Raw genomic sequence first — 8594 nt, 5'->3', positions numbered from 1 at the left:
GGGGGCGGCCGTGCGGCTACAGGCCCTTGAGGATCTTCTCGATCTGGCCGAGGACGTCGATGGACGTGCCGTAGCGGTCGGTGGTGGCGTAGGTGACCGGCAGGACGCGGTTGTCCTTGGCGGCCTTCAGCAGCTTCCAGGAGGGCTTGTCCTGGAGCTCCTTGACCTCCTTGGGGACCTCGCCGGTGGCGAACATGCGCGGCACGAGGATCACGTCGGCGTCCGACAGGGCGTCGATCTTCTCCTGGGAGTACGTCACCTCGTGCTCCTTGCCGTCGTCGGACGCCTTGGCGAACTTCGCGCCGACGTCGGCGAGGACGCGGCCCACCCACGACGTACGGGTGTCGACGATGAACTCGCCGTTGCCGTAGGAGGAGGCGACGGCCCAGTTGACGCTCTTGAGCTTGTCCCCGTAGGTGTTCTTGATCTGGTCGGCCTTCTGCCGGTAGTCGGTCTTCAGCTTGGTGAAGACGTCCTCCTTGCCGACGGCCTGGGCGATCTTCTCCTGCGCGTTGAGCAGGTCGACGGGGGTCTTGATGCCGAAGTAGAGCGTGGGTGCGATGCCTTCGAGCTTCTTGACGTTCCAGTCGAAGGCGGCGGCGCCTTCGACGACGATCAGGTCGGGCTTGAGGGAGGCGACCTTCTCGATGTTGGTCTCGATGCCCGAGCCGATCGACGTGATCTTCTTGGCCCGCTCCGTCTGGGAGGGCAGCAGTTCCATGGGGTTGTTCTCGTCGATGGCGCTGGTGCCGACGGGCTCGACGCCGAGGTCGAGGAGCGCGCCCGTGGCGTACGAGATGCTGACGATGCGCTGGGGGGCGGCGGGCACGGTGACCTTGCCGTTGCTCGCCTCGATCGCCCGGCCGCCCTTGGCGTCCTTCTCGTCCTTGCCGCCCGAGCCGTTGCCGCCGCACGCGGTCAGGGTCAGCAGGGCGGCGGCGCCGGCGAGTGCGGCGACGGTACGGCCGCGGGCGGCACGGGTGTTCATGGTTCTCCTCGGGAGTGGTGCAGGGGGTGGGCGGGAGTGGATCAGGCGGCGGTCAGGTGCTCGTGCCAGCCGCGAATGGTGGGGGTGGCCTCGATGAGCGCGGCGAACTCGACGTCGTTCCCGGCGGCGCGCCAGCGTTCGACGAGGGTCATGACGCGGATGGAGTCGAGGCCGAGGTCCTGAAGGTTCTCGTCGACGGAGACGTCACCGGGCTCCTCGCCGAGCACGGCGGCGACGTCGAGCAGAACGGAGTCGAGCGTGAGGGAGGAGGTGGGGGAAGGCATGGGAGATCCCTTCGGGGGGGGCGGGGCGGGGGTGGTGAGCGGACGTACGAACCGGGCCTGCGTGCGCACTCGGCCGCCGACCTCAGCGGACCGGGTCGGCCGAGCTTGGGACGGCCCGCGCGGCCGAGCGGACGGCAGTCCGCCCGTCCGAGTCCGGGACGGGCCCCTGTACCGCCGGATCAACGGCAGCCCGTACCGCCGGATCCCGGGCGGCCCGCGCCGCTGGATCCGGGGCGGTCACGCCCGCCCCTGCGCCCCGGCCAGGGCACTCGCGCCCGCGGCCGCGCCCGCACCGCCGTCCGCGAGGACGTCCCGTTCGGTGCGGCCCAGGACGAGGGAGTCGCAGATTTCTCCCGAGCGGACTGCAAGCGTGGACAGCAGGGTCGACGTGATGCCGTGGGTGTGCTCGGTGCCGCCGCCCTGGAGGTAGATGCCGGCACGGACGCGCCCGGTGGTCAGCACACGGTGGTCGCGGTCGATGCGGAGACGCCCCTGTCCATCCGTCAGGCACTCGTCGGCGAGGTCGCCGAGGAGCTCACCCGGGTCGGCGGGCCGGTAACCGGTGGCAAGGACGACCGCGTCGCAGTCGAGCGTGAGGTCCTCGCCCGTGGCGAGGGAGCGGATCACGGCCCGCGCCCCGCCGGGGACGTCCTCGACGGCGGTGAGCCGGCTGGTGTTGAGGATGCGGAGCCGCTCGCGGCCCTGGACCTTCTCCTGGTACGCGGTGCGGTAGAGCTGTTCGATCAGCTCTCCGTCGACCACGGAGTAGTTCGTATTGGCGTGGTAGCCGAGAAGGGCCTGCTTGACGTCCTCGGGCGCGTCGTAGAAGTGGTCGACGGCCGCGGGGTCGAAGATGCGGTTGGCGTAGGGGCTGTCGTCGGCGGGGCTGTAGCCGTAGCGCGAGAAGACGGCGCAGACCTCGGCGTCGGGGAAGGTGCGGTGGAGGTATTCGGCGCTCTCGGCGGCGGACTGGCCGGCGCCGACGACGACGAAGCGGCGGTGCGGCCTGTCGGCGAGCCCGGCCGCGCGGAAGAGCAGGTCGCGGTTGTGCCACACGTGCGGGCCGGCGGTGACGCCGTCGGGCAGGCGCGGAGTGAGGCCGGTGCCGAGGACGACGTTGCGCGTGCGGCGGACGCTCTCGTCGGCCGGGCCGTGCACGGCGCGCGAGACGACATCCAGGCACTCCGCGACGCCGTCGTCGCCCCGCACCGGATGCAGGGCAACCGCGGCCCGGCCGTAGTCCACGCCGGAGGCGAACTCCGCGGCGCACCACGCGAAGTAGTCATGGAACTCGACCCGCGTGGGGAAGAACGTCTTCTGGTTGATGAAGTCGGCGAGCCGGCCGTGCTCCTGAAGGTAGTGCAGGAACGAGAAGCGGCTGCCCGGGTCCCGCATGGTGACGAGGTCCTTGAGGAAGGACACCTGCATGGTGGCGCCCTCGATGAGCATGCCGCGGTGCCAGCCGAAGCTCTCCTGGCGCTCCAGGAATCCCGCGTGGATCTCGCTGCCGGGGTTACGGCGGTTGTGGTCGTCGATCGCGATGGCGAGGGCCAGGTTGGCCGGGCCGAAGCCTATGCCGACCAGGTCCTCGATGGGGCCGCACCCCGTGTGTGCGGAATCCCCGCGCCGTACCGACATGCTCATCCTTTCGTGGCTGCGAACAGCCCAGAACGTGAATGCTTAGGTTAGCCTAACCTAACTTTTCAGCCAGGTGGAGTGTCAAGCTCCGTCAGTCGCGTCAGCGGCGTCCAAGATGCGCGGCAACGCCCCCACGAACGCGTCGACTTGCCCCTCGCCGAGGACGAGCGGAGGAGCGAGCCGCAGCACGTACGGGCCCGTCGCGTTCACCAGGAAGCCCGCCTCCAGCGCGGCCTGCTGCGCCCGCGCGGCCACCGGCGCGGCGAGGACAACGCCCAGCAGCAGCCCCGCTCCCCGCACCTCGCGCAGCAGCGGATGGCCCGTGGCCGCGATGCCGGCCCGTAGCCGCTCCCCCACGCGCCGGACGTGCTCCAGCAGGCCGTCGGCCTCGATCGTCGCGAGGACGGCGAGGGCCGCCGCGCACGCCACCGGGTTCCCACCGAACGTGGAGCCGTGCTGACCAGGCGTCAACAGCCGGGCGGCGCGCCCGAAAGCGATGGTGGCTCCGATCGGCAGCCCGCCGCCAAGCCCCTTCGCGAGGGTCACGACGTCCGGTTCCACCCCCGCGGCCTGATGGGCGAACCAGTGCCCGGTCCGCCCGATGCCCGTCTGGACCTCGTCCAGGACGAGCAGCGACCCGGCGGCCGTGGTGATCTCCCGGGCCGCCCGCAGATAGCCCGGCGGCGCGGGGACCACGCCGTTCTCGCCCTGGATGGGCTCCAGGACGACCGCGGCCGTCCCCTCGTCCACCGCCTCCCGCAGCGCCTCCACGTCCCCGTACGGCACGTGCGTCACCTCGCCCGGCAGCGGCAGGAAGGGGTCCTGCTTGGCGGGCTGGCCGGTGAGGGCCAGCGCCCCCATCGTGCGGCCGTGGAATCCGCCGGCCGCGGCGACCATCCGGGTCCGCCCGGTCCGCCGCGCGATCTTGAAGGCCGCTTCGACGGCCTCCGTGCCCGAGTTGGAGAAGAACACCCGTCCGTCGCGCCCGGACAGTTCCAGCAGCCGTTCAGCCAGCCGTACGGGCGGCTCGGCCACGTAGAGGTTGGAGACGTGGGAAAGGGTGGCGATCTGCTCCGAGACCGCCCGGACGACCGCGGGATGGGCGTGGCCGAGGGCGTTGACGGCGATCCCGCCGACGAGGTCGAGGTAGGTGCGGCCGTCCGCGTCCTGGACCGTCGCCCCTTCGCCGCGCACGAGCGCCAGCGGCGGCGTCCCGTACGTGTCCATCAGCGCGCCCTGCCAGCGCTCCGTCAGCGCGGCGCCGCCGCGGTCGGCCGGCGGCGGGCCCTGTCGTCGGCTCATGCGGGCACCCGGTCCGGGATCTCGGCCTGGTCCAGGATCGCGTCCGGATCCAGGATCTCTTCCGGGAGCACGGCCGGGTCCGGGACGACGGCCGTGCCGACGCCCTCGCCCGTGAAGACCTCCAGCAGCAGGGAATGCGGGACCCGCCCGTCCAGGACGTGCGCCGTGCCCACGCCCGCGCGGACCGCCCGCAGGCAGCCCTCCATCTTCGGCACCATGCCGCTCGCCAACCCGGGCAAAAGCGCCTCTAGTTGGCTTACGGTCAGGCGGCGGATGACGTCGGTGCTGTGCGGCCAGTCCGCGTACAGACCCTCGACGTCGGTGAGGACGATCAGCTTCTCGGCGCCCAGGGCCTCGGCGAGGGCGGCCGCGGCCAGGTCGGCGTTGATGTTGTAGATCTCGCCGTCGGCACCGCGCGCGACGGGAGAGACGACGGGGATGCGGCCGCAGGCGAGCAGCGCCTCCAGCGTCTCCGGGTCCACCGCCACGATGTCGCCGACCAGCCCGATGTCCACAGGCTCGCCGTCCACCTCGGCCATGCGCCGCACGGCGGTCATGGTGTGGGCGTCCTCGCCGGTCATCCCGACGGCGAACGGCCCGTGACGGTTGATCAGGCCCACGAGTTCGCGTTGGACCTGCCCGGCGAGGACCATGCGGACGACGTCCATGGCCTCGGGTGTGGTGACGCGCAGGCCGGCCTTGAACTCCGATACGAGGCCGAGCCGGTCGAGCTGGGCGCTGATCTGCGGGCCGCCGCCGTGCACGACGACGGGCCGGAGCCCCGCGTACCGCAGGGAGACGACGTCCTGGGCGAAGGCGGCCTTGAGTTCCTCGTCGACCATGGCGTTGCCGCCGAACTTGATGACGACGGTCTTTCCGTGGAAGCGCCGGAGCCAGGGCAGCGCTTCGATGACGGTACGGGCTTTGCTGTTCATGAGGAGTACGCGCTGTTCTCGTGGACGTAGTCGGCGGTGAGGTCGTTGGCCCAGATGACGGCGGTCTCGGAGCCCGCGGCGAGGTCGGCGGTGATACGGATCTCCCGGCGGCGCATGTCGACGAGGTCGCGGTCGTCACCGACGGAGCCGTTGCGGCACACCCACACGCCGTTGATCGCGACGTTGAGCGCGTCGGGGTCGAAGGCGGCGGAGGTGGTGCCGATGGCGGACAGGACACGGCCCCAGTTCGGGTCCTCACCGTGCAGAGCACACTTGAGGAGGTTGTTACGGGCGATGGACCGCCCGACCTCGACCGCATCGTCCTCAGTAGCGGCGTTGATCACCTCGATACGGATGTCCTTGCTCGCCCCCTCCGCATCCCCGATCAGCTGACGCGCAAGGTCCTCACACACAGCCCGCACGGCCTCAGCGAACACGCCCGGGGCAGGGGTGATGCCGGAGGCGCCGGAGGCCAGCAGCAGGACGGTGTCGTTGGTGGACATGCAACCGTCGGAGTCGACACGGTCGAACGTCGTCCGGGTCGCCGCCCGCAGCGCCGCATCCAGACCAGGGGTGTCGACGTCGGCGTCGGTGGTGAGCACGACGAGCATGGTGGCCAGGCCCGGGGCGAGCATGCCCGCGCCCTTGGCCATGCCGCCCACCGTCCAGCCCTCGCCCTGGGCGACGGCCGTCTTGTGGACGGTGTCGGTGGTCTTGATCGCGATCGCGGCCTTCTCACCACCGTGCGCGGAGAGCCCGGCCGCGGCCTTCTCAACACCCGGGAGCAGTTTGTCCATGGGCAGCCGGACACCGATCAGGCCGGTGGAGGCGATCGCGATCTCGCCCGCACTGTGACCGAGGACCTCGGCCGCCTTCTCGGCGGTGGCGTGGGTGTCGGCGAAGCCTTCGGGGCCGGTGCAGGCGTTGGCGCCACCGGAGTTGAGGACCACGGCGGAGACCTGACCGCCCTTGAGGACCTGCTGGGACCACAGCACCGGCGCGGCCTTGACGCGGTTGGCGGTGAAGACGCCCGCGGCGGCCAGACGCGGCCCCTGATTGACCACCAGAGCCAGGTCCGGGCTGCCGTTCTCCTTGATCCCGGCAGCAATGCCCGCCGCCGTGAAACCCTGCGCTGCCGTGACGCTCACTGCATCCCCTCGTCAACCTGCTTGCCGGTCGTGTTCCTGGCCGTGTCGCACGGCACCAGCCGTGCCAGAAGGGTCGCGATGACCCGGCGCACGCTCACGGCGCCACCCCCGTGACCGGCAGTCCCATGTCCTCGGGAAGGCCGAGGGCGATGTTCATGCTCTGCACCGCGCCGCCGGCGGTGCCCTTGGTGAGGTTGTCGATCGCGCTCACCACGACGACCCGCCCGGCCGCCTCATCCAGGGCCACTTGTACGTGGACGGTGTTCGACCCCGTCACGGCGCCGGTCGAGGCCTGCTGCCCTAGGGGCAGGAGCTGGACGAAGGGCTCATCCGCGTAGGCCTCCTCGTACGCGCTCCGCAGGCTCTCCGCCGTAACGCCGGGGCGGGCCTTGGCGCTGCACGTGGCGAGGATGCCGCGGGACATGGGGGCGAGGGTGGGCGTGAAGGAGACCGTCACGCGCTCCCCCGCGGCTGCGGAGAGGTTCTGGACGATCTCCGGGGTGTGCCGGTGGCCGCCGCCCACGCCGTACGGGCTCATGGAGCCCATGACCTCGGAGCCGAGCAGGTGCGGCTTGGCCGCCTTGCCCGCACCCGACGTCCCCGACGCCGCCACCACCACCGCCTCCGGCTCCACCAGCCCCGCCGCATACGCCGGAGCCAGCGCCAGCGACACCGCCGTCGGATAACACCCGGGCACGGCAATCCGCCGCGCCCCCTTCAGCGCCTCCCGGCCACCCGGCAGCTCCGGCAACCCGTACGGCCACGTCCCCGCATGCGCGGAGCCGTAGAACCGCTCCCACTCCGCCGCGTCCTCGAGCCGGAAATCCGCACCGCAATCCACCACCAGCGTCCCCTCACCCAGCCCAGCGGCAACCCCCGCCGACTGACCATGCGGCAACGCCAAAAACACCACGTCATGCCCGGCCAGCACCTCGGCGCTCGTGGCCTCCAGAACCCGCCCGGCCAGCGGGGCGAGGTGGGGCTGGAGTTCCGCCACGGGCCGGCCGGCGTTGGAGGCGGCCGTCACCGCGCCGATCTCGACGCCGGGATGCCCCAGCAACAGCCGCAGCAATTCACCGCCCGCGTATCCGCTCGCGCCTGCCACTGCTGTGCGCACCATGTTCCGTCCTTGCGTCGTTCCGTGCCGGGGCAGGACGGATCGGCGCAAGAGCGCGCGTCCGTCCGCCGGTGAGAGGCCGAGGCCGGCATCGGGTTCCGCGCAGCACTGCGACCGCTCTGCACGAGGTAGAGCGGTCACGGGGAGTGCGTCACGACACCCGAGGCGGGACTTAGCTTAGGCTAACCTAACCTGCCTCGGGCGGGAAGATCGACTCGTCTCTTCGACAAGATCACGCAAGTGCGCGGCAGAGGCTCGTCCCGCCGGTCAGGCACACCGGGGCGTCTCGCAGAGCTGCCACTGCGCGGGCCACCAGCCGCGCGGCACGCCGGTGTCAGGCGCTTCTTCGGTGATCTGCCAGTAGCGGTCGCGGTTCCACTCACGCGCCGTCACCTTCAGCCGTCCGTCGGCCAGTTCAGTGACGGTCTCCGGCCGGCTCAGGCCCACGGACGCTTCGGTGACCTTGCCCATGTGGGCCGGGGGGAGCCACACGCCGTCGGAGCTCAGCTGCGTGCGCGACTCCATGGAGCGGTCCGGCTTGCCCGACGACGCCATGGCTATGAGAGTGCCGTTCGACCTTTTGAAGAGCACGAGGAAGCCGTGGTACGGCGGCGGCTGGAGGCCGAAACCCTCCGGCGCGGACCACGGCCCGCCCGCCGGTCCCTGCACGGTGTGGCAGAAGCCGCCGTGGTCGAGCCAGAACAACTCCAGCCCGCCCGCGGCGTTCTCCACGGCGGTCACGAAGCTCCCCTTGGGGCCGACCGTGCCCGCGCTGACCCTCTCCCACGCCCCGTACGATCCGCCGGGCGCCGCCTGGGCCCTGTGCCACACGAACGGCAGCCCCTGCGTCGCGGTGGAGTCGTAGAACACCTGGAACTCATCGACCCTGCCGTCCGCGCGCGGCACGGAGACCGGGCTTTCGGACGAGGCTCCGGCGACACCCTGGGCGGCGGTGTCCATGCTGCAGCCGCCCGCCGATACCGCGCTCCTCACACTCTGAGCGGCGGGCGCCGCCGGCGCGGCGGCGAAGGCTCCCGCACAGGCGATGGCGAGCGCGACAGCAACACGAGCGGCTCTCCGGAAGGCTCTCCCCATGACCCAACTGCTACCCCGGCCGGGCCGGTTCACACACGAGTTCGCCCTTCGCTCATACAGCACGGCAGCACCGGCCGGACGCGGGCA

At 71.5% G+C, this 8594-nt stretch carries 8 protein-coding genes; all 8 read right to left on the bottom strand.

Translation table 11 applies throughout. The annotated features are described in order from the left end of the window. Positions 1–16 precede the first annotated feature (16 nt). Entirely contained in the window at positions 17–988 is a 972-nt protein-coding gene (locus tag PS271_RS27355) for an ABC transporter substrate-binding protein (protein WP_398385504.1), read from the bottom strand. Positions 989–1029: 41 nt separating this feature from the next. Then, positions 1030–1272 (bottom strand): phosphopantetheine-binding protein, encoded by a 243-nt coding sequence (locus PS271_RS27350; protein WP_398385503.1) that lies wholly within the window; start codon positions 1270–1272, stop codon positions 1030–1032. A 237-nt stretch (positions 1273–1509) separates the two neighbouring features. Continuing rightward, positions 1510–2910, bottom strand: coding sequence for a lysine N(6)-hydroxylase/L-ornithine N(5)-oxygenase family protein (locus PS271_RS27345; RefSeq protein WP_398385501.1), 1401 nt, complete (start codon positions 2908–2910; stop codon positions 1510–1512). Between the two features lie 81 nt (positions 2911–2991). After that, entirely contained in the window at positions 2992–4212 is a 1221-nt protein-coding gene (locus PS271_RS27340; RefSeq protein WP_398385500.1) for an acetylornithine transaminase, read from the bottom strand. Then, positions 4209–5147 (bottom strand): acetylglutamate kinase, encoded by a 939-nt coding sequence (gene argB / locus PS271_RS27335; protein WP_398385498.1) that lies wholly within the window; start codon positions 5145–5147, stop codon positions 4209–4211. The genes PS271_RS27340 and argB overlap by 4 nt, the downstream gene beginning before the upstream one ends. Then, on the bottom strand, positions 5144–6295 hold the full coding sequence (argJ, locus tag PS271_RS27330) for a bifunctional glutamate N-acetyltransferase/amino-acid acetyltransferase ArgJ (protein WP_398385496.1): 1152 nt from the start codon (positions 6293–6295) through the stop codon (positions 5144–5146). Before argJ ends, argB begins: the two co-directional genes overlap by 4 nt. A 94-nt stretch (positions 6296–6389) precedes the next feature. Further along, the gene (gene argC, locus PS271_RS27325; protein ID WP_398385495.1) at positions 6390–7415 is read right to left on the bottom strand and encodes an N-acetyl-gamma-glutamyl-phosphate reductase; all 1026 of its coding nucleotides are present in this window, start codon (positions 7413–7415) and stop codon (positions 6390–6392) included. Positions 7416–7679: 264 nt separating this feature from the next. Beyond that, on the bottom strand, positions 7680–8372 hold the full coding sequence (locus PS271_RS27320) for a PLL family lectin (protein ID WP_398385493.1): 693 nt from the start codon (positions 8370–8372) through the stop codon (positions 7680–7682). Positions 8373–8594: the final 222 nt, after the last annotated feature.

It is taken from the genome of Streptomyces sp. SCA2-17 (assembly GCF_044336695.1).
Note: the sequence above shows the minus strand (reverse complement) of the source record. Positions and strands in the feature narration are given on the sequence as shown.